Raw genomic sequence first — 24,478 nt, forward strand, 5'->3', positions numbered from 1 at the left:
TCGTCGAAACCATCGAGGCAGCCGAATGCAAGAACTACTTCGAAAACGCAGGCTACGCTTCCGTCAAAATATGAAACGCTCTAGCGCAAGCCGCATGACGAAAAGGGGCGGGCGACCGCCTCTTTTTTTGTTTGGACTACGCCTTGTCGCGTATCTGCGTCATCGTCTTGGTCGGCGTGATCGCTTCGGGGTCGAGGCGGATTTCCACGATCGCCGGCTTGCCGCTGGCGCGGGCACGTTCGAAGGCGGGAGCGAAATCGGCGGTCTTGTCGACCGTTTCGCCATGGCCGCCATAGGCGCGGGCGAGAGCCGCGAAGTCGGGGTTCTTAAGATCGGTGGCGACGACGCGGCCGGGATATTCGCGCTCCTGATGCATGCGGATGGTGCCATAGATGCCGTTGTTGACGACGACCACAATGATAGGCAGGTCATACTGCACGGCGGTGGCGAATTCCTGCCCGTTCATCAGGAAGCAGCCGTCGCCGGCGAAGGCGACCACGGTGCGCTCCGGAAACAGCTCTTTGGCAGCGACGGCCGCAGGCGTGCCATAGCCCATCGAGCCCGATGTCGGCGCACCTTGAGTGGCGAAGCGGCGGAAGCGGTGGAAGCGATGCACCCAGGTCGCGTAATTGCCGGCGCCGTTGGTGAGAATGGCGTCGTCGGGCAGCATCTTTTCGAGGTAGTTCATGATCGGGCCCATCTGGACCGAGCCGGGGCCGCCTTCCGGTGGCGTCGACCAGTCGAGATAGGAGGCATGCAGCTTTGGTGTCTCGGCTGCCCAAGTCGGCTCAGAGGCCGGCTTGCGCTTGGCGAAAGCGTCGATGAAGGCAGAAGGCGAGGCGTTGATCGCCAGTGTCGGCCTGTAGACGCGGCCGAGCTCGCCAGCGTCGGCATGGACATGGACCAGTGTCTGGTCGGGGTAGGGGCTTTTCAGCAGCGTGTAGTCCGAGGACGGCATTTCGCCCATGCGGCCGCCGATCAGGAGCACGAGATCGGCCTGCTTGATCGCTGTGGCCAGCTTGGGGTTGATGCCGATGCCGACATCGCCGGCATAGTTCGGATGTAGATGATCGAACAGCATCTGCCGGCGGAAGGAACAACCGACCGGCAGCGACCACGCCTCGGCGACCGTGCGCATTTGCGCCACCGCCTCGGCGTCCCAGCGCGTGCCGCCGAGGATGACGAACGGCCGCTTGGCCTTAGCCAGCAGCTTTTCCAGCGCATCGAGCTCCGCTTCGCCCGGCCGTGTCTCAACCGGCGTGTGCGGCAAGGCGATAGGTGCTTCGACGATGCTGGTCAGCATGTCTTCGGGCAGCGAGATCACCACCGGGCCGGGCCGGCCCGATGTCGCCACCGCGAAGGCGCGGGTGACGAATTCGGGGATGCGCGAGGCGTCGTCGATCTCGACCACCCATTTGGCGATATCGCCGAAGAACCTCTTATAATCGACCTCTTGGAACGCTTCACGCTCCTTGGCGTGGCTGGCGACCTGGCCGATGAACAGGATGACGGGTATAGAATCCTGCATGGCGATGTGGATGCCGGCCGAGGCGTTGGTGGCGCCGGGGCCGCGGGTGACGAAGCAGATGCCGGGCTTCCCGGTCAGGCGGCCGTGGCAATCGGCCATCATCGCGGCACCGCCTTCCTGGCGGCAGACGATGGTGCGGATCGCAGAATCGTGCAGCGCGTCGAGCACCGCCAGATAGGATTCACCCGGCACACAATAGATGCGGTCGGTGCCGTTGGCTTCGAGCGCGTCGACGATGAGTTGTCCGCCGGTCTTCATTGTCCAGACTTCTCCAGTTCGGCAAGGATTTCTTGCGTGTGCTCGCCCAGGCGCGGCGAGGGGCGCTCATAGACCAGCGGCGTGCCCGACATCACCATCGGCGCACGCACCGAAGGCAGAAGATTGCCATGGCCGTCGTCGAGATCAAGCCGCATGCCGCGCGCGATCGTCTGCGGATCGGCAAACATCTGGCCGATCGTGTTGATCGGGCTCGCCGGCACGCTGGCCGCTTCCAGCTTGGCCAGCAGCGGATCGCGGTCAAAAACCTTCAGCGCCTCGATCATGCGCTCATGCAATTTCACCCGGTTGGCGACCCGGGCGGGGTTGGTGGCGAAGTCGGGATTGGCAGGCAGGTCGCCCAGTCCGACAGCGGCGCAGAATTTGGCGAACTGGCCGTCATTGCCGACCGCCAGGATGATGTGCCCATCCCGGACCGGCACCACCTCGTATGGGGCGATGTTCATATGCGCATTGCCCATCTGCACCGGCGATTTGCCGGAGACGAGATAGTTCAAATTCTGGTTGCCGAGCGCCGAGATCTGGGTGTCGAAGAGCGCCATGTCGACGTGCTGGCCTTCGCCGGTTTGTTCGGCATGGCGCAATGCTGCCTGGATGGCGATGACCGAATAAAGGCCGGTGAAGATGTCGGAGATGGCGACGCCCGCTTTTTGCGGCTCGCGGCCGACCTCGCCGGTGATCGACATCATGCCGGCCATGGCCTGGATGATGAAGTCGTAGCCGGCGCGCGGCGCATAGGGTCCGTCCTGGCCGAAGCCGGTGATCGAGCAATAGACGAGGCGCGGGTTGATCTTGCGCAGGCTGTCATAGTCGAGGCCGTATTTCTTCAGACCGCCGAGCTTGAAGTTCTCGATCAGCACGTCCGAGGTGGCGACCAGCCGGCGCACGGTCTCGGCCCCTTCCGGTGTCGAGAAATCGATGGCGATGGAGCGCTTGCCGCGATTGCAGGAATGGTAATAGGCGGCCGACAGGTTCTCGCCGTCCTTGCCCATGACGAAGGGTGGCCCCCATTTGCGGGTGTCGTCGCCGCCATCGGGGCTTTCGACCTTGATGACATCGGCGCCGAGATCGGCAAGCAACTGCCCGGCCCATGGCCCGGCAAGGATGCGGGCGAGTTCGACGACGCGGACGCCTTTCAGCGGGGGCTCAGCCATGGATCACCGTGGTTGCCGCAATCACCGTGACTGCTGCGAAAGCAGAGCCTCTATCAAGCCCTGCAACGGCTGTCACGGCTCTTGCAATGGGCCAATCCGTCACGCTTTGAGGACTTTGTCGGCCCAGGCGGCGAAATCATCCATGATGATGTCGCGATTCACCTCGTTCAGGCTTTCGTGGCGGGTGCCGGCGTAAACCTTTGAAACCAGATTCGAAAAGCCCATCGCGCGCATGCGGCTGGCAAGATGCGTGATCCCTTTGCCATAATCCGAGGCGGGATCTCTTTCGCCGCCGACGATGCTGATGGGCAGGTCGCGCCGGATGCCGGCAAAGCCGGCATCCTTGCCGCCGTTCAGCGCCATCGAGACCACATCGCGCCACATCGACACCGAGGCATCCCAGCCGCAGAGCGGATCGGCGATGTATTTCGCCACTTCCGCCTCGTCGCGCGACAGCCAGTCGAACAATGTGCGGTGATTGGGCACCGCCTTGCCCCAGGCCTGGAAGGTGAGCTTCGGCAGCAGACGCGATGGCACGTCGGAGCCGAGCCGCATCCGTTCCCAGGCAAGGATGCCCAGCGCCACCTGTCCGAGCAGGCCTTGGGAGAAATTGCCGTTCCAGATACCGGCGGCATGAACGCGCGGCGAGTGGCGTAACAGGTAGTTCAGCGCGACCGACGCTCCCATCGAATGACCAAACAGGATGACCGGTCTGTTTGGCTGTTCGCGGGCGATAAGATCATGGATGGCGCCGACGTCGGCTATCACCTTGGCCGGGCCGTCGCTGGCGGCGAACCTGCCGAGCGGCGCGTCGGGCGCCTTGGTCGCGCCATGGCCGCGATGATCGTGGACATAGACATCGAAGCCGCGGGAGCCAAGAAAATCGGCAAAGCGGGCATAGCGCGCTGCGTGCTCGGCCAGGCCATGATTGATCTGGACGACGGCGCGTGCCCGGCCATCGGCCTGCCTGACGAAAAGATTGAGCTCGGCACCGGTTGGGGAGCGAACCACGCGCTGCTGGCTGAATGACATGCCGCTCGGTCCCGCCCTTGCATTATCGTCGTTGGCTTTGTTTGCGCCGGCCCACATTATGCGTCAATCCAGCAAACCCGCTTTTCGCGACGATGTTTCTTGCGTTTGGCCAGCAAAATATCGCAATTCTGACATGGAGACAGCTTCAGTCTGTCGCCCACTTGTCCAGCCGAGGATTTTCCATGCGCATTGGTGTCGTTTTCGGATTGGCCATGCTGGCCGCGTCGCTGGCCGGTGCCGCGCGTGCCGACGTCAAGATGAGCGGCTCCTTTGTGGCCGACGCTGCCTGTCCGGCAACGCAAGCCATCAAGAACGGCAAGAACCCCGGCAATGTCTCGACCGATGCCGGGCAGAGCTATCGGCTGCTTGCCGGCAACAAGGATACGCCGACGCATTATCTCATCCTGGTGCCGGGCGCCGATCCGGAGCGCCGCTGGGTGAAGGTCAGCTGCGGCCACGTTTCCGGCAGCAGCGCGGCGACCGTGCCGGCCGCACCTGACGGGCAAGGCAAGCCGGCGGCATCGGGGAAACCCGAATACGTCTTCGCGCTGAGCTGGCAGCCGGCGTTTTGCGAGACAAAGTCGAACAAGACCGAATGCAGGGCGCAGAGTGCTGGTGATTTCGACGCCACGCATTTCACCTTGCACGGTCTCTGGCCGCAGCCGAACGGCAATTTCTATTGCCAGGCGACGGCGAGCGACAAGGCCAACGACAATCCGGCCCACTGGAAAGACCTGCCGCCGGTCAATCTTGACGCCAACACCCGCACGGAACTCGATCAGGTGATGCCCGGCACGGCCTCCCACCTCGATCGGCATGAATGGATCAAGCACGGCACCTGCTACGGCAAGAGCCAGCAGGACTATTTCTCCGATGCGCTCAACCTGATGCGCGCGGTGAACAGCTCGCCGGTGCGCGAACTCTTTGCCAAGAACATCGGCGGCAAGCTGACGGCGGACCAGATCCGCGGCGCTTTCGACACTGCCTTCGGGGCGGGAGCAGGGGATCGCGTGCGCGTTTCCTGCGTCATCGATCCGTCGAGCGGCAGGCGGCTGATCGGCGAACTGACGCTCGGCCTCGCGGGTCCGATCGGGCCCAACAGCTCGCTTAAGGATCTGCTGCTGGCTTCGGTGCCGACCAACAAGGCCGGCTGCCCGACAGGCAATGTCGACGCGATCGGCTTCCAGTAACTCTCAACAGAGATACCGGACTGTCGCGCTGCCGCGCCCTGGTGCTATGCTGCGAGCGCATCATTCTGGCGGGGGCGGCAATGGATGGCATGACGAGCAGCGCGCTGGCGCGGCTGGCTTTCTGGGCCAAGGGCATGGTCTCGATAAACGATGCCCGCATGGAATGGCCGGGCTTTTCGTATACCGACGCCGAGTGGGCACGCATGCGGACGCTCTCCGAACCGATCGGCGTCGGCACCTACCAGCTGTTCACGATCGTCAATGCGGCGATCTTCATCACGATCGCGGCGATCGGCATTTTCGGTGTCTTCCTGCCGCTGGCGACGCTGCTGTTTCCCATAGCGGCGGAAACCAGCGCGCTGAAGTTTTCGCTCCTGCTGGCCGCTTGCGCTTTCCTGATCATCGGGCTCGGTCTGCCGATCTCGATGCACCTTTCGGCCATGCTGGTGGGCGGCAAGACGGTGCGGGCGGTGCTGGTTCCAGCACTCGGCGACGAGGCGTTGGCGTCAAAAGTGTCCTGGCAGATCAACCGCATCATGCTGGTCATGTGCGGCTTGCTGGTGCCGGGCATCCTGCTGTTCATTGCCTACGATATCCAGGCCGGGCCGATCATCACGGTGCTGAAATGGCTGGCGATCGCGCTGATGGCGGTTTCGACCGTGACGGGCTTTCGACGGCAGAGGAATTCGTAACGAACTAGATCTGTGCGGATTTGGTCCGCGCAGCGGCTGTGTCGGCTTCTTGGCCGCCCGGCTCGCCGACGACGCGATCGCGGCCGGTCGACTTCGCCTTGTAGAGACGCTGGTCGGCAAGCGCGAACAGGTCGGCAAGGCAGCGCGTGGTTTCGCTGACGCTGGAAACGCCAGCGCTGACGGTGAGCTCGAAGCGACTGGTGGCGGCCGAGCCCTTGACCGCGTGGCGAATGCTTTCGCCGAACAGCCTGGCGACCGAGTGCGGACGCGAACTGAGGATGGCGAATTCCTCGCCGCCGATGCGGAACACCTGGTCCTCGGCGCTTGCCGTCTCGCCAAGCAGGGCCGCGACCGCCTTCAACACCTTGTCGCCTTCGGCATGGCCGAAACGGTCATTGATCGATTTGAAATGGTCGACATCGATGATCAGCAGGCTGAGCGGCCTGGCGGTGCGCAGGCTGGCCTGGACGGCGGCTTCACCGTCGGCGTCGAAGCGCCCGCGGTGCAGCAGGCCGGTCAGGCCGTCCCGCCCGACATGTTCGACCAGCGCTTCGTAGCGTTCGCGATAGGTCAGCGTATCGAAGATATCGGTCAATCCGCGCGGCGCGGTGACTTGGCGCTCCTCGAACCATTTGAGATAGGCGACGAGCATGGTGCTGAACGTCACCGCCGCCGCCATCTTGGCGAACCAGCCGCCGAAAAAGACGGCTATCGGCGCGCCGGCAACGAAATGCAGGGCGGTGAAAAACCCGGCCTGGTCGAATGTCAGCACGCAAGCGACCGAAATCAGGATGCGCGCGAACGGCGCCTTGCGCAGATAACGCCCGAGCTTTTCATAAAGCAGGATGATCAGGATGGCATCGACGAACAGCAGCGTCGTGCCCCACACCATCAGCCAGCCCATCTGGTCGATGAAGCCGATGTCTGGGAGCCTGCCGTCGGGAAGTGCCGCGATGACGTGCAGGCGCAGCAGCAGCACCAGCCCGATCATCAGCGCATTGCCGAGCAGCAGGCCGTAGATCGGCTGACGCACAGTTGCAGCGTCCTCTTTCATATAGAGCAGCAAAAGCATCACCAGCTTGCCGGAAAACAGCACCGCCGAGCCAGGCGAGACCATGCCGAACGGCAAGGCGACATAAAAAACGCTGGCGAGGTAGGTCTCGAGGAAGTGCATGACACCGAGCGCGCAGATGAACACGCCGAGGCCGATGCGCCTCCGGAAGCGGAAAAGCGTCACCATGACGCTGAAATAGACGACCGCTTCGGCAAGGAGCAGGAAACTGTTCAGCAATGCCGTCGACCCGATCTCTTTCTCGAAATCGCGAATAGCGAGCGATTCCACTCCGATCCTGTTTTGACGCCGAAGAGTTAACCGGAGATTTCAGCACGCTTCGTGCTGGTGGAAAACTTCGGCGGTTGGCGGACACTTCCGCGTGTGACCGGGCAGATATGGCAAAAGCGATTGCCGTTCGCCGCCGCATCGCCTACATAGCGGCCAACCTCCACTCAATTCGACAGATCCAGTCAGTTTTCTGGGCCAGTCAGTTTTTTTCAGGGAAAGCGCGCGTGGCACGCCAGTTCATCTATCACATGGCCGGCCTCAACAAGGCCTATGGCACCAAGAAGGTGCTCGAGAATGTCCATCTCTCCTTCTATCCCGACGCCAAGATCGGCATCCTCGGCCCCAACGGTTCGGGCAAGTCGACGATCCTCAAGATCATGGCCGGGCTCGACAAGGAGTGGAACGGCGAAGCCTGGCTGGCCGAAGGCGCAACCGTCGGCTACCTGGCGCAGGAGCCGGCGCTCGATCCGGACAAGACCGTGTTCGAAAACATCATGGAAGGCGTCGCCGCCAAGACCGCGATCATCGAACGCTATAACGAATTGATGATGAACTACTCCGACGAGACGGCCGACGAGTCGGCCAAGCTTCAGGACGAGATGGACCGGCTCAACCTGTGGGATCTCGAACAGCAGGTCGAGATGGCGATGGAAGCGCTGGGCTGCCCGCCCAAGGATTCGGAAGTCACCAAGCTTTCGGGCGGCGAGCGGCGCCGCGTCGCGCTTTGCCAACTCTTGCTGCGCCAGCCCGACCTTTTGCTGCTCGACGAACCGACCAACCATCTCGACGCCGAAACCACGGCGTGGCTGGAAAAGCATTTGCGTGCCTATCCGGGCGCCGTGATGATCATCACCCACGATCGCTACTTCCTCGACAACGTCACCGGCTGGATCCTCGAACTCGATCGCGGCCGCGGCATTCCCTATGAGGGCAACTACACCAAATACCTCGAAGCCAAGGCCAAGCGGCTCAAGCAGGAAGGCCGCGAGGACGATGCCCGCCAGCGCGCCATCGGCCGCGAGCGCGAATGGATCCAGTCGAGCCCGAAGGCCCGCCAGACGAAGTCCAAGGCGCGTATCCAGGCGTTCCAGGATCTTTTGGATGCAGCCGACAAGCGGCGTCCGAGCGATACGCAGATCGTCATCCCGCATGGCGAGCGGCTCGGCAATGTGGTGATCGAGGCGGAAGGCCTGTCGAAGGGCTTTGGCGACACGCTTTTGATCGACGGCCTGGAATTCAAGCTGCCGCCCGGCGGCATCGTCGGCGTCATCGGCCCGAACGGCGCCGGCAAGACGACGCTGTTTCGCATGATCACCGGCCAGGAAAAGCCGGATGCGGGCTCAGTGCGCGTCGGCGAAACGGTGAAGCTCGGCTATGTCGACCAGAGCCGCGATGCGCTCGATCCGTCAAAGACGGTATGGGAAGAGATTTCCGGCGGCGCAGAAGTGGTCAAGCTCGGCAAATTCGAGGCCAACACGCGTGCCTATTGCGCGTCGTTCAACTTCCGTGGCGGCGACCAGCAGCAGAAGGTCGGCAATCTGTCCGGCGGCCAGCGCAACCGCGTGCATCTGGCCAAGATGCTGAAGACCGGCGGCAATGTGCTGCTGCTCGACGAACCGACCAACGATCTCGACACCGAAACGCTGGCGGCACTCGAAGACGCGCTGGAAAACTTCGGCGGCTGCGCCGTCATCATCTCGCACGATCGCATGTTCCTCGATCGCCTGGCGACGCACATCCTCGCCTTCGAGGGCGACAGCCATGTCGAATGGTTCGAGGGCAATTTCGAGGATTACGAGCAGGACAAGATCCGCCGCCTCGGGCCGGATGCCGTCAACCCGCACCGCATGACCTACAAGAGGCTGACGCGGTAAGGGGTTTTCCGGGCGGCGAATTCTCAAGAAGACGTGAGGAGTTCACATGGCTGATTGGTCCGCCGCCCAATATCTGAAATTCGAGGACGAGCGCACGCGGCCCGCGCGAGACCTGGTGGCACAGGTGCCGGTGGACTTCCCGCGCCGGGTCGTCGACATCGGCTGCGGGCCGGGCAACTCGACCGAGCTGCTCGTCGAGCGCTGGCCGGATGCGCAGGTGAGCGGCTTCGACACTTCGCCCGACATGATCGAGAAGGCGAGGGCGCGTCTGCCCGAGGTCACCTTTGATCTGGCCGATGCCTCCAAATGGCAGCCGGCGGAGCCGGTCGACGTGATCTTCGCCAATGCGGTGTTCCAGTGGCTGCCCGAGCATCCCGCTGTGTTCCAGCGGCTGATGGGTTTTCTTGCGCCAGGCGGCGCGCTGGCCATCCAGATGCCCGACAATATGGGCGAGGACTCGCACCGCCTGATGCGTGAAACCGCCGCCGAAATGCCGTTTGCCGAAAAGCTCAAGGGCGCGGCACGCGGGCCGTTGCCGCCGGTGTCGTTCTATTATGATCTTCTGTCGCCGCTCAGCGATCGGCTGGATATCTGGCACACCATCTACAACCACCCGCTTGCCGATGCGCAGGCGATCGTCGAATGGGTGAAGTCGACGGGCCTGAAACCGTTCCTCGATCCGCTGGGTGCCGATGAGCGGACGCTGTTCCTCGAATGTTACACGGCCAAGATCGCCAAGGCCTATCCGAAGACGGCTGATGGCAAGGTGCTCTTGCGCTTTCCGCGCATTTTCATTGTCGCAAAACGAGCTTGATTATCCGTGTTGCGCGGCGTCTTAGGGCCGCTTGGCTTTGCCTGTGGCCATGTCAAGGATCGGCTTAAGTCGGCCCAGATCTTTGGTTTAAGCCGGCGTAAACCGCCTCGGTGAGAAAACTGTTGCGCCGGAGCATTCCGGCGCCCACATGAAGCCGCAGCGCCTGCGGATGGGACGGACTGGACATGCATCGCGTCATCATCAGCGGCATCGGCGTTGAAATCCCCGAACCCACAATCACCAATGAAGAACTGGTCGCCAGCTTCAATGCCTGGGTCGACACGGAAAATGCGCGCCGCCAGGATACTGGCGAGCCGCCGCTGCCGAAATCGGACAGCGACTTCATCGTCCACGCCTCGGGCGTGCGCACCCGCCATGTCATCGAGCGCGAGGGCATTCTCGATCCGACCCGGATGGCGCCGCGCATTCCGGCGCGGCCCGACGACGCGCTGTCGCTGGAGGCGGAGTTCGGCATCGCCTCGGCGAAGAAGGCGCTCGACCACGCCGGGCTGCAGCCGTCGGATATCGACCTGGTGATCTGCTCGGCCTCGCATCACCAGCGGCCCTATCCGGCGATCGCCATCGAAATGCAGGAGGCGTTGGGCACCAAGGGCGCCGGCTTCGACATGGGGCTTGGCTGTTCCTCGGCCGCGGCCGCCTTGCACGTCGCCGTCAACCTGGTGCGGTCGGGCGCGCACAAACGCATCCTGGTGACGACGCCGGAGATCATCACCGGGCATCTCAATTTCCGCGACCGGCAGACGCATTTCATCTTCGGCGACGCTTCGGTGTCGATGGTGGTCGAAGGCCTGGCCAAGGGCGACAAGCGGCCGGGGCGCTTCGAGGTGCTCGACACGCGCGTCTGGACGCAGATGTCGAACAACATCCGCACCAATCTGGGCTATCACACCCGCACCGCCCAGGAAGATCCTTACATGATCAACCTGGAAGGCAATCTGATCAAGCAGGTCGGCAACAAGGTGTTCAAGGAAGTCACCGTCGCCGGGCAAAAATTCATCGTCGAATTCCTCGCCGAGCACGGGCTGACGCCGCAGGCGATCAGGCGCTTCTGGCTGCATCAGGCCAATGCGCGCATGAATGCGATGATCCTGAAACTGTCGTTCGGCCACGAAGTCGACCACGACCGCGCGCCGATGGTGCTGGAGCGGCTGGGCAACACGGCGGGCGCCGGCGCCATCGTCGCGCTGTCGGAGAACCACGCCGACATGAAGCCCGGCGATTTCGGCCTGATCTGCGCCTTTGGCGCGGGGTATTCGATAGGTGGTGCGCTGTTGCGGATGCTTTAAGCTTGTCTGGTCAAGCTGGTGCGAACGGGCACTGCCCAACTCGCCGCGTAGGAAGCTTTCTTCCAGTCTTGCCTTGGTCACGATGCCGATGATGAGCAGGGCGGTTCCGGCTATGCCCCAGAGGGTGCCCTTGGCCGCCATGGTGGCGAGGATCGCCAGGCAGCAATCCGGTGTAGATCGGATGCCGGACAACGCCATACGGGCCGGTATTGATGACCCGATGCCCGGCCTTGGCGGTGATGGCGCCCGACCACAGCCTGCCGAGATGCAGGCGCGCCCACCAGGCAAAGGCGATGCCGATGGCGATCAGGGCGACACAGATCCAGGCTTCGGAGAGATCAGGCATCCACAGCCTGAGCCGGCCTTCATAGCCGTGCGCCGGAATGAACAGCAGCACCGCGCCGGCCAGCCATAGACCCCGATAGCGGGCCTCCGCCCTGAACCCGGCGCGCTTCTGGGCAGGGTCGGACCACAGGGCGGCGACGGCCCAGATTCCTGCCCAGATCAACCAAAGCAACGTGATTGCCGTCACAGGTCGCATGATCAGCCTCCGCAAACTGTCTGGACGTAACCATGAAACCGGCACCGCGCGGCGGCAATGCGGCGCGAAATCGATGAAAGGTAAGAAAAGCGTGATCGCGATCCTATCGGTGCTGTTGATCGGACGATCAGCACTTTCGACTGGACGCCTCGGAGCCCGCCCGGCTAACTCGTCGAATGACGATTGGAAAGAACGCCATGTCGGATCTCTTCCCCGAGGCTGAAAAGCCGGTTGAAATCATCCCCGCGCGAAAGCTTGCCGCCAGGGCGGCAGCGCTTTACGTGGCGCCGGCGGATCATTTTCAGACCCGCCCGGTGGACGAATTGCGGCTGGGTTTCGACGGCATTTCAGGCGATTTCCATGCCGGACCGACACGGCGCTCGGGCGGGCGCGAGCCCTGGTATCCGCGCGGCACGGAAATACGCAACGAACGGCAATTGTCCGTCGTGGCGGCGGACGAGCTGGCGGTTGTCGCCGAACGCATGGGCCTGGCCGAGATCAGGCCGGAGTGGATCGGCGCCAATCTTGTGATCGAAGGGGTGCCGAACCTCTCCATGCTGCCGGCCGGCACGCTGCTGTTCTTCAAGGGCGGCGTCACCATCAAGGTCGACGCACAGAACGGCCCGTGCCGCATCGCCGGCCGGTCGATCGCCGAAAACGCCGGATTGGCCGACGTCGGAGCCGGCGCGCTGTTGTTCCCGAAAGTCGCGAAACGGCTGCGCGGCGTCGTCGCCTGGGTCGAGAAGCCGGGAACGGTCATGGCCGGCGAAGAAATCTCGGTGCGCGTGCCGGAGCAGTGGATCTATCAAGCCTGAGGGCAGGCTGCGCTGCCCATGGAGCGTAGCAAAAGTGGTGGCCTCAATCCTTGCGGTTTTTCTCGAGACCTTGCTGACTATCAGGGATAATTCACAGGGCTCGACCACGCCGGATCCTCGTGCTTCTCCCAATAGAGCGCCATCAGCCGGCTGGTGATCGCGCCGACCTTGCCGTCGGCGATCCGAACACCGTCGATCTCCGTCACCGGCATGATGCCGCCTGCGGTCGAGGTGATGAAAACCTCGTCTGCCTCGTGCAATGCGGCAACGCTGACATCGGTGGCGGTGGCTGCAAGACCTTCTTCGGCGCACAGATCAAAGACAGTGCGGCGGGTGATGCCGGGCAGCACACCGATGGAAGGCGTCGACAGTTTGCCATCCTTGACGCAGAAGACGTTGAAGCCCGGGCCTTCGGCGACATTGCCGTTGAAGTCCAGAAGCAACGCAGTCTCGGCGCCGCGATCATAGGCATCGTAGAGGCCGCGCACCAGATCGAGCCAGTGGTAGTTCTTGATCGCCGGATCGATCGAGGCCGGCGGAATGCGCACCTTGTCGCTGATGGCGACACGCAGGCCGCGATGCAGCTGCTCGGCATTGGCGACCGAGCCGAACGGCACGGCGAACGCCATGAAGCGGTTGAGTGCCTGGCGCGGGTCGCGGCTGAAAGTCGGGGAGGCGCCGCGCGTGCACAGCATCTCGACATAGGCGGCGCGATGACCCGACAGCGCCACGCAATTGTGCAGGATTTCGGCCACGCCTTTGCGGTCGAAGGGAATGGTCATGCGCAGTTTTTCCAGCCCGCCGAAGAAGCGGTCGAGATGCAAATCGAGGCGGAAGAAGCGGCCATTCCAGACATGCACGGTGTCGTAGGTTGCGTCGGAATGCAGAAAGCCCCAGTCCAGAACCGAGATCTTGGCCTGCGACATCGGCAAATATTGGCCGTCGAGGAAAGCGACGCCCTCGGGGTAGGAGTGCGGGTCGACATGGCGGTCGCCAACTATGGGCAGTTGCTTCTCGTCCTGTGTTGCCATCGTCCGGCTCATCGAGGCCTCCTGTCAAGCAGGCGAGAGGCTAGCGGCGCTGGGCAGAAGGCATAGAGCCACCCGCCCGGCGCTGTTCGGCCTCCATGACGATCTGGCCGATACATTCGATCGCGATTGCCCTATCGTTCCGGGTCTGAACGGGAGGGGAAAATGGGCAGGTTTGGGGCCGTCACAGCGGCAATGATGATGTTCGCCGCCGCGGGCCAAGCCAGCGCCCAGTGCCCACGCGAAGGCGAGGAATTGTGCCAGAGCGGCCAGACCTATCGCTGCGAGAAAACCGGCAGCGAATTGACGTCGATCTTCCAGAACGTGCCTTGCGCGGTGAATGTGCCGACGCTGAGCGGCACCTGGCTCGGCAGCGGCCACCAGAGCCCGGCCGGCGATGCCGGAGCTGATTGGGCGATCGCCATGACGATCAATGATGGGGGTGCGTCCATCGACTATCCGTCGCTCGGCTGCGGCGGATCCCTGTCGCAGACGTCCAGGGACGACATTTCGGCGGAATACCACGAGAGCATCACCTACGGGCAGGACAAGTGCATCGACGGCGGCAACATCACGGTCAGGTTTTTCAAGGGAAATCTGTCCTGGACTTGGGTCGGCCAGGCCGACGGCCAGCCTTATAATGCGGTCGCAGTGCTAAAGCGGAAGTAGCCGTGGTCATTCCTCCTCGTCGTCGGCGTCGAGCAGGCGGGTTGCGCGCCAGCGGGTGAGCACGATGTTGGTCTGCTCGATGACGAAGAAACGCGCCGAGTCGCGGTCATAGCCTTCGCTGAGCAGTTTTTCGTAATCGGTGTGCATGTGGCGGATATGGGCAATGGTCGCCAGCCATACGGCGATGCCCGGCGGCAGGGTCTTCATGTGAACCGCGCCGGCGTCGGTGCGGATCTTCTCCATATCGGCATAGGGCGCCAGCGGCAGAAGTGCGGTCAGCGCCTTGGCGATGGCGCGGCGGCGGCCGGTCGGCGCTGTCATCGCCGGATCCCATTGGGCTCGTCGCGCCCTTCGATGGTCGCCTCTGATATGGCGTCGGTCGAGGCGAAATAGGGTTTTAGGTCGATGACCGGCGTGCCGTCGAGCACGTCGATGGCGTCGAGATCGATGCGGCCGGTTTCGATGTTGACGGCAATCAGCCTGGCGATGTGCAGCCCGATGGGGTTCGGGCGGGCAGGGGAGCGCAGCGCAAATACACCTTTCGCTTCAACGGCATGGCGCGGTCTCTGCACAATCAGAGTCCGCGGCGCATGATGCAGCCAGGATAGGATGATGACGTGGCTGGCGCGCTCCAGCCCCTGCAGGCCCCTTCGGTAGGGCGCGTCGATGGTCAGCACCGCCTTCTGTCCGGTCTCGCGCGCGACGCGCATGTTCTTCGGGCAGGTTTCGCGCGTCGTCCACGGCGAGGCAATGCGGCCGATGAAGACGATGCCGCCATCAGGCGGCATCAGGGCCGGATCGTTTTCCAGCCTCTGCTCCCCTTCGCGCGCCTCAAACATCTCACGCGTTTCAGTCATGGCCCGCGTCTCTTAAAACGCCACACGAGCGGCATTTTCTGGTCCGGAAGCGACATAGCGCTTGCAAGGTTTCGAAAACCGACATAAACATATGTTTATATCTTTTCAAAGAGAATACGCTGATGCATGTCTCGCTCGACACCATGGTTGATACATTGAAGGCGGCGGCCGAATCCAGCCGATTGCGCATACTGGCACTTCTGTCGCGCGGCGACCTCACGGTTTCCGATCTTACCGAAATTCTCGGCCAGTCGCAGCCGCGCGTTTCGCGTCACCTGAAGCTCTTGCTGGAGGCCGGGCTGATCGGCCGCTACCAGGAAGGGTCCTGGGCCTTCTTCCGTCTGTCGGATGCGGATTCAGCGCGTGACTTCGTCATGGGACTGGTTTCCGGCATTCGCGGCGCCGATCCGCAGGTCGAGCGCGATCTTGAGCGTCTGGCCTCGGTCAAGCGCAAGCGGCAGGACCGCGCGGTCGCGTATTTTTCGGTGAATGCGGCAAGCTGGGACCATATCCGCTCGCTGCATGTGCCGGACCGCGCCGTCGAAGCCGCAATGTTGAAGCTGGTGGGCAAGCGGCCGTTCCAGTCGATGCTGGATCTCGGCACCGGCACCGGGCGGCTGCTTGAAATCTTCTCGCCGCTTTATCGGCGCGGTGTCGGCATCGACATGTCGCGCGAGATGCTGACCGTGGCGCGCGCCAATCTCGACAAGGCCGGGGTTTCGAACGCACAGGTTCGGCAGGGCGACATCTTCGCACCGCCGGTCGAGCGCGATGCCTTCGATCTCGTCACCATCCATCAGGTGCTGCACTATCTCGACGATCCCGCCCGCGCCATCCACGAGGCGGCGCGGCTTTTGCGTCCGGCCGGACGCCTGGTCATCGTCGATTTCGCGCCGCATGCGCTGGAATTCCTGCGCGAGGAGCACGCGCATATGCGGCTCGGTTTTTCCGACCGGCAGATCGCCGACTGGTTTTCGGACGCCGGCCTCGATCTTGAAGACAGTCAGGAATTCGAGCCGCGCGGCGGCAACGAGGCCAGGCTCACCGTAAAACTCTGGCTTGGCCGCGACCGGCGCCTCTTGATCGCCGATCCTTCCAACGACACAAGGCAGGCCAAAGCGAACTCGATAGGGGAAATCGCATGAACCAGTTCCGCTTTTCCCGCCGCCCCGACATTGGCGACAAGGTCAGGGTTTCCTTCGAATTCTTCCCGCCGAAGACGGACGAGATGGAAGCGAGGCTGTGGGAGACGGTAACAAAGTTGGAGCCGCTGAAGCCGAAATTCGTCTCGGTGACCTACGGCGCCGGCGGCTCGACGCGGGAGCGTACCGCGCGCACTGTAAAGCGCATCCTGACGGAAACCGGTATTCCTGCAGCGGCGCATCTGACCTGCGTCGGTGCAACACGCGACGAGGTCGACGCGGTCATCCAGGATTACAGGTCGATCGGCATCAACCGGTTCGTGGCGCTGCGCGGCGACCCGGCCTCCGGCGTCGGCGAACCGTATCGGCCGCATCCCGGTGGCTACGAGAACGGCGCGGAGCTGGTCGCCGGGCTCAAGGCAATCGCGGACTTCGACATCTCCGTCGCGGCTTATCCGGAAAAGCATCCGCAAAGTCCCGATTTCGCCACCGACATCGAGATGCTGAAGCGCAAGGTCGACAATGGCGCGACGCGCGCCATCACCCAGTTCTTCTTCGACAATGATCTCTACGAGCGCTATGTCGAGCGCGTCCGCCGCGCCGGCATCTACATCCCGATCGTGCCGGGAATCCAGCCGGTTCACAGTTTCAGGCAGGTCGCGAACTTTTCCGCCAGGGCGGGCGCGCATGTGCCCGGCTGGCTGGCGGAGCGTTTCGAAGGCCTTGACCGGGACCCGCAGACGCATGCGCTGGTGGCGTCGGCGGTGGCAGCCGAACAGGTGATGGATCTGGTCGAGCGCGGTGTCGGCGATTTCCACTTCTACACCATGAACCGCGCCGATCTGGTCTTTGCCATCTGCCATATGATCGGCATCCGCTCGCACGAGGCGGCGGCGGCCGGATCAGCCGCGGCTTGAGGTCGGGTTCAAACAAAAGGCCGGGAAAAACCCGGCCTTTTGAATTGGTTGGACTATTTGGGTGCTGGTCTTCCCCGCTTTGGCGGTCAGGGAAGGAAGCCCATAATAAGGGCTCCGATAAAGGCGAACGCAGCACAGATCATCAATGCGTTGATAGGCCTCGTAAGTCCCATGACATAGCCTCCTCTTAAAGAGCTATGTCATGGAGTCTAGGTTCATTTGTGCCACAGGCAAGCGGAAAATGTGCTGCATTGCGACGTGATTGTGAAATCCGCGACATGTCTTTTGCCGTTAGGCTTTGAAACTCCTAGGCAAAAACCGGCTTCAGACCTGTGAATAAAATGTGGCCCGCTCGTGTCGCTGCTGTGTCATGGCAGCGCTACCCCCGCGAAAGCCGAATTAGGCTTTAGCGATGCGGGGGCAATTAGGCGGTTAGAGCATTCTTTGCGCGTCCAGTGGACGCGCGGCGCTCTAACGTCGGCCGAACAACCGCCCGTCAATGGTGACGAGGCCGAGCGCGATCAGGACCACGCCGCCGATTTCGAACAGCTCCAGCCGCTCGCCAAGGAACAGGAAGCCGAGCAGCATGGCGCTGGCCGGCACGACAAGCGTGACCAGCGAGGCGTTGGTCGCGCCGGCCGAGGCGACGAGGTTGAAATAGAGGATGTAGGCGAAGGCGGTGGACAGAAGCGCCAGCGCCAGCACCGCCGCCCAGACCGGGGGCGAGGCCGAGAACAGGCCGGATGGACCGTAGGTGAAGAGCACGATCGGGATCATGATGATGGTCGACGCCGTCAACTGTCCGGTGGCGATGACCGGTGAGGGCACGCCCTTGAAGAGGCGGGCGACCATCAGCGCAATACCATAGGACAGCGAAGCACCGATCAGCGCGAACTTGGCCCAGACCGGGCCGCCGAGCCCGGTAAGCAGGCCGGGGCCGATCATGACGGCCGTACCGGCGATGCCGAGCGCAATGCCGGCGAGCTTGTTCCAGGAGAGCTTTTCGTCGGATGTCAGCGCGTTGGCGAGGATCAGCGTCCAGAATGGCGTCGTCGCGTTGAGCACCGAGGCGATGCCGGCGCCAAGCTCCGTCTGGCCGGCGAAGATCAGCGAGAAGGGCACGACATTGTTGGTGAGCGCCAGCAGGAAGAACAGGCCTGCATGCGGAAGCGCGAGGCGGAAGGACGGACCGCGCAGGCCGAGATAGATCTGCAGTGCGATCGCGGCGATGGCGACGCGAAACAGCACCAGCACCAGCGGGGGGAGTTCCGCCACCGCGATGCGCGCAAAGAAGAACGAGCCGCCCCAGATCGCGCCGAGCAGCAGGAGTTGCCCCCAATCCTTGAGCACCATCGGCCCGCGTGGTGCGGATGTCGCGGCCATTGCCATGTGAGTCGCCCTCCCAGACTGCCTGAATGCCAGTCACTCAGGCAGAAGCCATATCGGCGCCAGTGACAAGGGCCACCCGAAACCTGATCGCTGGCAAACGTTGCTGGCAAAGACCTAGCGCCGCTGCGTCAGCCGCACGAGACACAGAATTGTTTTCATTAGCCGCTAGCTTGGATTAATTGTGCGCAGGCTAGGTCAAGGATTCGTCGATGCAGCGATTCGAAAATGCCCGCGAGGCGGCACTGGCGCTTCGTCCGGACGATCCGGTCTATTGCTTCCGCCCGCAAGTGCTGATGGCGGATGCCAGGCAGTTCATGGGCATGTTCCCCGGCAAGACCGCCTATGCGGTCAAGACCAATGGCGAGCAGATCGTGCTGAAGACCCTGGTCGAAGCCGGTGTCAAGGCTTTCGACGTCGCTTCGCCGGGCGAGTTCGCCGCCGTGCGCGCGGTCTCTCCGGATGCCGAGATGCTCTACATGCATCCGGTCAAGGCGCAGTCGGACATCAAGCTGGCGCTGGAGAAATACGCCATCCGCGTCATTTCGCTGGATCACGAGGACGAGATCACCAAGCTGACGCGAGTGGTGCGGGCGCTCGACATCGATCCGGGCTCGATCAGCGTGTTCGTGCGGGTGCAGACCAAGGGGCATGCCGCCTACGAATTGTCGAAGAAGTTCGGCGCCGGGCCGGCCTATGCGGTCGAACTGGCCGAGCGGCTCAACCGCACCGGCTACAAGGTTGGTCTGTGTTTCCATGTCGGCAGTCAGATCGAGGATCCCGACACCTATGAGCGGGCGCTGGCTTCCGCCGATTGGGTGCGCAACCGGCTGACCTTCGATATTGCAGGGCTCGACGTCGGCGGCGGTTTCCCCGCCGAATACGGCCACGATCCCAACCGCAAGCAGATCGAGATGCCGTCGCTCGGCCAGATCATGTCGCGGCTTTCGGGCGATCTGAAAGAGTATCAGTTCGACCAGATGCCGCTGGTGGCCGAGCCGGGCAGGGTGATCGTGGCGCGCTGCCTGTCGCTGATCGTGCGGGTGCTGTTGCGCAAGGGCAAGCGGCTTTACATCAATGACGGCATCTGGGCGTCGCTGTCGGATTCATGGACCGGCAAGATCACGCTGCCGGCCCGCTTCATTCCCGATCCTGCGATCCGCTCGCGCAATGGCGAGGAGAAGAACATCGTGCCGTTCAAGGTCTGCGGCGCGACCTGCGATTCCGTCGACATCCTGTCGCGGCCATTCTGGCTGCCGGAAACGGTCGATACCGGCGACTGGATCGAGATCGGCCATATCGGCGCCTATTCGCTGTCGCTGAGGACCCGATTCAACGGGTTTTACCCCGACACCTTCGTCGAGGTGACGACGCCGTTCGACGAGGGCGACGCGCCGCAGGGGTTTGCGAGTCTGGAGACGATGGCGGAATAGGGAATAGGGAATAGGGAATAGGGAATAGGGGTGGCAGGCACGGCTTTCGGAGTAATTTTCTACTGCCTACTGCCTACTGCCTACTGCCTACTGCCTACTGCCTACTGCCTACTGCCCTAAAATTTCCCCAATAGCTCCGGCGTCGGCCAGCCATCCACCGGCAGGCCTAGCCGCATCTGCTCCTTGCGGATCGCCTCGCGGGTGTTGGTACCCAAAATGCCGTCGACAGTGCCGACATCGTAGCCCCTGGCTTCCAGCTTGGTCTGCAACGCCTTCATCTGCTCGTTGTTGAGGCCGGTTTCGGGATTGCGCGGGTCGAGCGGCGGCGCGCCTGCGAGTCGTGCGGCAAGGTTGGCTGCCGTCAGCGCATAGGTGAAGGACTGGTTCCATTCGAGATAGACGTCGAAATTGTCGTAGGTGAGGAAGGCAGGCCCCTTGCGGCCCATCGGCAGCGCCAGGCCTGCTTTCAGGCCGTTGTCGACCAGCGGCGCGCCGCTAGGGTAGGTGACGCCCCATTGCGCCCACTGCGACAGCGGCAGCTTGTTGGTGCGGCCGGTCTGGTCCCACGGCATGTCTTCGGGCGCGCGGACTTCCTGGATCCAGGGCTGGTCGCGTTTCCAGCCGCGCGACAGCACTTTGTTGGCGGTGGTCATGATCACATCGGGCACGCTGCCGCGCAGGTCGATCTTGCCGTCGCCGTCGCCGTCGACGCCGCGTGCCAGATAGTCGGAGGGCAGGATCTGCGTCTGGCCGATCTCGCCGGCCCAGGCGCCCCTGACATCGGCCGGCAGCACGCCGCGATCGATCAGCTCCAGAAGCGGCACCAGCTGCTGCCGGAAGAGCTGCGGCCGGCGGCAATCATGGGAAAGCGTCACCAGGGCGCTCAGCGTGTGGAAGTCGCCCTGCACGGCGCCGAAATCGGTCTCCAGCGCCCAGAAAGCGGCGATGATCGGCGCCTGGACGCCGAACTGCTGGTCGGCGCGGGCGAAGACGTCGGCGTATTTCTTCAGGTTTGCCGCACCTTGCTTCAGGCGATAGGCCGAGATCATGCGGTTGGAAAACTCGACAAAGGTTTGGGTGAAGACGCCCTGGGCGCGGTCGCGTGCCAACACCTTGTCGTCGAAGGTTGCCGCTCCAAGGGCGTCGAGACCCGCTGTACCTACGCCAGCCGCCTTGGCTTCCGCAGCGACGCCCTGCTTCCAGGATTCGAAGTCGCCGCCGCATTCCTGCGCCATCGCCGGCAAGGCCGTGGCGCACAGGGTCAGCGCAGCCGCGAGGACTTTGGAACGCAGTCGCATCAGCTTCCTCTCGAAACGAATAGCGGGCAGTTGTTGTGCTCCCCGGAAGCCCAACGCCCTGAATTACTGGCGGTTGCACTGTTCACCGCTGGCTGTGTCGAAAAGCAGGCGGTAGGCCCGGTGTCAACGGGTGTTCTGCCGCAGCCACTTGTTCCAGGAGGCTTCACTGCCGTTGAAGACGTTGATGTCGGACTTGCCGCTTACGCCCGGAACGATGCCGGTTCCCGTGTATTGCCAGAAGGTGAAGGGGTGGCTGCCGTATTTCTCACGCGGATGGCCGGCGACGGAGCGCAGCCAATAGGGATAGCCGCGAAAGCTCGACAGCTCGTTATCGTCGAAGAAGTCGATCGAGGTGTAGATGATCGGCTTCTTGCCGTAGTGCCGTTCGACGATTTCAAGGAAGGTGGTCATCTCCGCGCGCACCGTGGCAGCGTCGGGACGCAGCCTGCAGGTCGGCGATTGCGGGTTCCATTCCATGTCGAGGACCGGCGGCAGCGCCGAGCGGTCGACGGGGACGTTGCGGATGAACCAGCGCGCCTGCACGGCAGCCGGGGTGCAGAAATAGTAGAAGTGATAGGCGGCTCGCGGAACGCTGGCAGCTTTCGTGCGGGTCCAATGCTCGTTGAAATACTCATCGAAGCGATCGCCGCCCTCGGTCGCCTTGATGAAGGCGAAGGAGATGCCGCTGGCCTTGGCCGCCGGCCAGTCGACCGAGGTCTGGTATTTGGAGACGTCGGTGCCGTGAACGGCATAGTTCCAGGGCGCGCCGCTTTCCCATTCATGCGGTTTGGAATCGGCAAAGCGCGGCGCGCGCACGGCAACCGTCGGGCTGCTCGAAGCGGACGGCGACAGCGGCGAGAGATCGTCCACGGTCGAGCAGGCGCCAAGCAGCGTCAGCATGATGAGGCCCGCAAGACGGCGCATCGCAATTCCCGAGCCGGATTCAGCCGGTCGCTGATGGGTCTATACACTGATGGCCGGTTTTGTGATCGGGCCCCCTCCGAGCGATCGCCCCACAGCATCGCTCAGCATATCCTGTGATCGCCGATCATGGTTGATAATCCGTTGATGGCGCTCGACAAGCATTGTGATTTGCGGAAGCAATGGCGGCAAATCGATGACATAAGGGTCGCGCAGGGCCCGGAGGAAATAAATGCGGATCGTGGTCAAGATCGTCAAATGGCTGCTTGGCCTGATCGTTCTGGCGATCGCCGCCCTTTTTGCCTGGCTTTATATCGCGCCGCCGGAGTTGATCAGGGTCGGCTCGGGCTACTCGGCCAAGATCGTCTGTTCGAACGTCTTCATTGCCGGCCGCGATCCCAATGAGGTGCTTGCCGTCGACGTGCAGGCGCCCGGGCATCCCCTGCTGCGGCTAATGCGGGTTTCGGTGGACAAGAACAGGGGAACGGTGTCGGCGGGCCTGTTCGGCTTCCTCGGCAAGAGCATCGCCGTCGCCCGTGACGGGCTGGGCTGCGCTTCGGTTCCGGACGGCGATGTAGGCAAGGCGCGGCGGACCGCGATCCAAGCGGAGCCGTCGGCGGCCACCATGGGCGACCTGTGGCCGCAAGGCGAGCGCGTCGAGGCATCACAGGATCCGGTGATTGCCAAGCTGCTGGACGATGCGGCGCTGGCCGGCACCGGCATGCGCGCGGTGGTGGTGGTCAAGAATGGCCGCGTCGTCGGCGAGCGCTACGGCGATGGCTTTTCCGCCAAGACGCCGCTGCTCGGCTGGTCGATGACCAAGACGGTGAACGCCGCCATCGTCGGCACGCTGGTCAAGGACGGCAAGATGGCTTTCGACGACAAAAACCTGTTTGCGCCGTGGAAGGCGGACGGCCGCACTGCCATCCGCCTCGCCGACATGATGGCGATGTCGAGCGGGCTGGAGTTCAACGAGGATTATGGCGACGTCGCCGACGTCACGCGCATGCTCTATCTCGAACCTGACATGGCGGGCTTCGCCGAATCCAAGCCGCTGGCTGCAGAGGTCGGCAAACAGTTTTCCTATTCGAGCGGCACGGCGGTGATGCTGTCGCGCCTCTGGCAGGACGCGATCGGCGACAAGGCCAAGGCGCTGACGTGGCCGCGCACGGCGCTGTTCGAGCCGCTCGGCATGCACAGTGCGGTGCTCGAGACCGACGAGCAAGGCACCTTCGTCGGCTCATCCTATCTCTACGCGACTGCCCATGACTGGGCGCGCTTCGGCCAGTTCCTGCTGCAAAGCGGGGTGTGGAACGGCAACCAGATCCTGCCGGCCGGCTTCGTCGACTGGATGCGGGAGCCGGCAGCTGCCTCGAAAGTCTACGGCAAAGGCCAGTTGTGGATCGAGGCCCCTGGCGATGAGGAAAACCCCGGCGCCGGCGTCGCCGCAGGCCTGCCCAAGGACACCTACTGGATGGAAGGTCATGACGGGCAGACGGTCGCCATCATTCCCTCGGAACAACTGGTGGTCGTGCGGCTGGGGCTAACGCCGGCCAAGCTCGGCTACCGGCCGCAGACGATGGTGGCGGCGTTAATCAAGGCGTTACATTAGACTAGCGCGCCGTAACTCTTGTCTATGCAGCTGTCGCCAAAGGCTTGGCGCGATCAACCCGCGCCCGCTCGTCGGGCGAGTTCATGACCTGCCAAAGATCGCTGCGGCGCTGTACGTTCAACCAGAAATCCGGGCTGTTGCCGAACACCCGTGCCAGAATGAGCGCGGTCGCCGCCGTCACGTTGCGGCGGTCGTTGCACAATTCGTTCACATGTTTGCGCTGGACCCCCATCGCCTCGGCCAAAGCTGCCTGCGTAAGGCCAAGCGGTTGCATGAATTCTTCCGTGAGAATTTCGCCAACCGTTGCTGGCTTGCGTGCGGTCATCAACATGTTCTCACCTCACTTATAGCTGTGGTCGTCGAGATAGATGTCCGACGCCTCACCGCGGCCGCCGTCCCAGCGGAAGATCAGCCGCCATTGCTTGTTGACGCGTATTGAATGGAAGCCTTCGAGAATGCCACGCAGCTTCTCGAAATGATTGCTGGGCGGCACACGCAAATCCTGATCGATCATCGCGTCGTCAATCATCTGGAGCTTGCGGAACAAACGGCTTTCGAGATCGGACGGAATGTTGCGAGAATGGGTGTCTTCCACGAAGAAGGCCCGCAGCCATTCATCCCTGAAGCCGATGATCACCACATGCTTCCAT

At 63.0% G+C, this 24,478-nt stretch carries 24 protein-coding genes; 11 read left to right on the forward strand and 13 right to left on the reverse strand.

Translation table 11 applies throughout. The features are described from left to right. Positions 1–136: 136 nt before the first annotated feature. The 3 genes from NKH97_RS23420 to NKH97_RS23430 all read right to left on the reverse strand — a co-directional run bounded on the left by NKH97_RS23420 (position 137) and on the right by NKH97_RS23430 (position 3,990). Positions 137–1,786 carry a thiamine pyrophosphate-binding protein gene (locus tag NKH97_RS23420; RefSeq protein ID WP_023813179.1) on the reverse strand — a complete coding sequence of 550 codons (1,650 nt, stop codon included), beginning with the start codon at positions 1,784–1,786 and terminating at the stop codon, positions 137–139. After that, positions 1,783–2,958 (reverse strand): CaiB/BaiF CoA transferase family protein, encoded by a 1,176-nt coding sequence (locus NKH97_RS23425; RefSeq protein WP_128303462.1) that lies wholly within the window; start codon positions 2,956–2,958, stop codon positions 1,783–1,785. Before NKH97_RS23425 ends, NKH97_RS23420 begins: the two co-directional genes overlap by 4 nt. A 99-nt stretch (positions 2,959–3,057) precedes the next feature. Further along, the gene (locus NKH97_RS23430; RefSeq protein WP_128303463.1) at positions 3,058–3,990 is read right to left on the reverse strand and encodes an alpha/beta fold hydrolase; all 933 of its coding nucleotides are present in this window, start codon (positions 3,988–3,990) and stop codon (positions 3,058–3,060) included. A gap of 182 nt (positions 3,991–4,172) precedes the next feature. On the opposite strand from NKH97_RS23430, the gene NKH97_RS23435 reads away from it, so the two are divergent. After that, positions 4,173–5,180 carry a ribonuclease T2 family protein gene (locus tag NKH97_RS23435; protein WP_128303464.1) on the forward strand — a complete coding sequence of 336 codons (1,008 nt, stop codon included), beginning with the start codon at positions 4,173–4,175 and terminating at the stop codon, positions 5,178–5,180. 89 nt (positions 5,181–5,269) lie between these two features. Beyond that, positions 5,270–5,872 carry a hypothetical protein gene (locus tag NKH97_RS23440; RefSeq protein ID WP_352442212.1) on the forward strand — a complete coding sequence of 201 codons (603 nt, stop codon included), beginning with the start codon at positions 5,270–5,272 and terminating at the stop codon, positions 5,870–5,872. A 4-nt stretch (positions 5,873–5,876) separates the two neighbouring features. Here the strand turns inward: NKH97_RS23440 and NKH97_RS23445 are convergent, their stop codons facing one another. Beyond that, entirely contained in the window at positions 5,877–7,163 is a 1,287-nt protein-coding gene (locus NKH97_RS23445; RefSeq protein WP_023813174.1) for a GGDEF domain-containing protein, read from the reverse strand. 275 nt (positions 7,164–7,438) lie between these two features. On the opposite strand from NKH97_RS23445, the gene ettA reads away from it, so the two are divergent. The 3 genes from ettA to NKH97_RS23460 all read left to right on the forward strand — a co-directional run bounded on the left by ettA (position 7,439) and on the right by NKH97_RS23460 (position 11,209). After that, positions 7,439–9,088 carry an energy-dependent translational throttle protein EttA gene (gene ettA / locus NKH97_RS23450; RefSeq protein WP_013530923.1) on the forward strand — a complete coding sequence of 550 codons (1,650 nt, stop codon included), beginning with the start codon at positions 7,439–7,441 and terminating at the stop codon, positions 9,086–9,088. Between the two features lie 46 nt (positions 9,089–9,134). Next, a complete protein-coding gene (tam, locus tag NKH97_RS23455) occupies positions 9,135–9,902 on the forward strand; it encodes a trans-aconitate 2-methyltransferase (RefSeq protein ID WP_023813173.1) in 768 nt (255 codons plus the stop codon). A gap of 185 nt (positions 9,903–10,087) precedes the next feature. After that, the gene (locus tag NKH97_RS23460) at positions 10,088–11,209 is read left to right on the forward strand and encodes a beta-ketoacyl-ACP synthase III (protein WP_023813172.1); all 1,122 of its coding nucleotides are present in this window, start codon (positions 10,088–10,090) and stop codon (positions 11,207–11,209) included. Positions 11,210–11,219: 10 nt separating this feature from the next. Here the strand turns inward: NKH97_RS23460 and NKH97_RS23465 are convergent, their stop codons facing one another. Then, positions 11,220–11,750, reverse strand: a complete 531-nt coding sequence (locus NKH97_RS23465) for a methyltransferase family protein (protein WP_352442213.1) — start codon at positions 11,748–11,750, stop codon at positions 11,220–11,222. 197 nt (positions 11,751–11,947) lie between these two features. On the opposite strand from NKH97_RS23465, the gene NKH97_RS23470 reads away from it, so the two are divergent. Beyond that, positions 11,948–12,565, forward strand: coding sequence for an MOSC domain-containing protein (locus NKH97_RS23470; RefSeq protein WP_352442214.1), 618 nt, complete (start codon positions 11,948–11,950; stop codon positions 12,563–12,565). Positions 12,566–12,645: 80 nt separating this feature from the next. Here NKH97_RS23470 and NKH97_RS23475 read toward each other — a convergent pair whose 3' ends face one another. Continuing rightward, positions 12,646–13,608: a D-amino acid aminotransferase gene (locus NKH97_RS23475; RefSeq protein ID WP_352442215.1), complete on the reverse strand. Its 963-nt coding sequence runs from the start codon at positions 13,606–13,608 to the stop codon at positions 12,646–12,648. A 150-nt stretch (positions 13,609–13,758) separates the two neighbouring features. Here NKH97_RS23475 and NKH97_RS23480 point away from each other — a divergent pair, with 150 nt between their 5' ends. Beyond that, positions 13,759–14,262 (forward strand): hypothetical protein, encoded by a 504-nt coding sequence (locus tag NKH97_RS23480; RefSeq protein WP_352442216.1) that lies wholly within the window; start codon positions 13,759–13,761, stop codon positions 14,260–14,262. A gap of 6 nt (positions 14,263–14,268) precedes the next feature. On the opposite strand, the gene NKH97_RS23485 is transcribed toward NKH97_RS23480, so the two are convergent. Both NKH97_RS23485 and tsaA read right to left on the reverse strand, forming a co-directional pair. Next, entirely contained in the window at positions 14,269–14,583 is a 315-nt protein-coding gene (locus NKH97_RS23485) for a DUF2293 domain-containing protein (RefSeq protein ID WP_127260329.1), read from the reverse strand. Beyond that, a complete protein-coding gene (gene tsaA, locus NKH97_RS23490; RefSeq protein ID WP_352442217.1) occupies positions 14,580–15,119 on the reverse strand; it encodes a tRNA (N6-threonylcarbamoyladenosine(37)-N6)-methyltransferase TrmO in 540 nt (179 codons plus the stop codon). The genes NKH97_RS23485 and tsaA overlap by 4 nt, the downstream gene beginning before the upstream one ends. Positions 15,120–15,241: 122 nt before the next feature. On the opposite strand from tsaA, the gene NKH97_RS23495 reads away from it, so the two are divergent. Both NKH97_RS23495 and metF read left to right on the forward strand, forming a co-directional pair. After that, positions 15,242–16,264, forward strand: a complete 1,023-nt coding sequence (locus NKH97_RS23495) for an ArsR/SmtB family transcription factor (RefSeq protein WP_352442218.1) — start codon at positions 15,242–15,244, stop codon at positions 16,262–16,264. Next, a complete protein-coding gene (metF, locus tag NKH97_RS23500; protein ID WP_352442219.1) occupies positions 16,261–17,178 on the forward strand; it encodes a methylenetetrahydrofolate reductase [NAD(P)H] in 918 nt (305 codons plus the stop codon). The genes NKH97_RS23495 and metF overlap by 4 nt, the downstream gene beginning before the upstream one ends. A gap of 471 nt (positions 17,179–17,649) precedes the next feature. Here the strand turns inward: metF and NKH97_RS23505 are convergent, their stop codons facing one another. Continuing rightward, positions 17,650–18,567 carry a DMT family transporter gene (locus tag NKH97_RS23505; protein WP_352442220.1) on the reverse strand — a complete coding sequence of 306 codons (918 nt, stop codon included), beginning with the start codon at positions 18,565–18,567 and terminating at the stop codon, positions 17,650–17,652. 209 nt (positions 18,568–18,776) lie between these two features. Between NKH97_RS23505 and NKH97_RS23510 the strand changes: the two genes are divergently transcribed. Next, positions 18,777–19,997 (forward strand): alanine racemase, encoded by a 1,221-nt coding sequence (locus tag NKH97_RS23510; protein ID WP_352798877.1) that lies wholly within the window; start codon positions 18,777–18,779, stop codon positions 19,995–19,997. 116 nt (positions 19,998–20,113) lie between these two features. Here NKH97_RS23510 and NKH97_RS23515 read toward each other — a convergent pair whose 3' ends face one another. After that, positions 20,114–21,295 carry a lytic murein transglycosylase gene (locus NKH97_RS23515; RefSeq protein WP_128303477.1) on the reverse strand — a complete coding sequence of 394 codons (1,182 nt, stop codon included), beginning with the start codon at positions 21,293–21,295 and terminating at the stop codon, positions 20,114–20,116. A gap of 123 nt (positions 21,296–21,418) precedes the next feature. Next, entirely contained in the window at positions 21,419–22,219 is an 801-nt protein-coding gene (locus NKH97_RS23520; protein ID WP_352442222.1) for a glycoside hydrolase family 25 protein, read from the reverse strand. A gap of 229 nt (positions 22,220–22,448) precedes the next feature. Between NKH97_RS23520 and NKH97_RS23525 the strand changes: the two genes are divergently transcribed. Beyond that, positions 22,449–23,828 (forward strand): serine hydrolase domain-containing protein, encoded by a 1,380-nt coding sequence (locus NKH97_RS23525; RefSeq protein WP_352442223.1) that lies wholly within the window; start codon positions 22,449–22,451, stop codon positions 23,826–23,828. 22 nt (positions 23,829–23,850) lie between these two features. Here NKH97_RS23525 and NKH97_RS23530 read toward each other — a convergent pair whose 3' ends face one another. After that, positions 23,851–24,159: a HigA family addiction module antitoxin gene (locus NKH97_RS23530; RefSeq protein ID WP_023813159.1), complete on the reverse strand. Its 309-nt coding sequence runs from the start codon at positions 24,157–24,159 to the stop codon at positions 23,851–23,853. Positions 24,160–24,168: 9 nt separating this feature from the next. Continuing rightward, the gene (locus NKH97_RS23535) at positions 24,169–24,465 is read right to left on the reverse strand and encodes a type II toxin-antitoxin system RelE/ParE family toxin (protein ID WP_352442224.1); all 297 of its coding nucleotides are present in this window, start codon (positions 24,463–24,465) and stop codon (positions 24,169–24,171) included. Between the last annotated feature and the right edge of the window lie 13 nt (positions 24,466–24,478).

The organism is Mesorhizobium sp. M0870, from assembly GCF_040319775.1.
Taxonomy (GTDB): domain Bacteria; phylum Pseudomonadota; class Alphaproteobacteria; order Rhizobiales; family Rhizobiaceae; genus Mesorhizobium.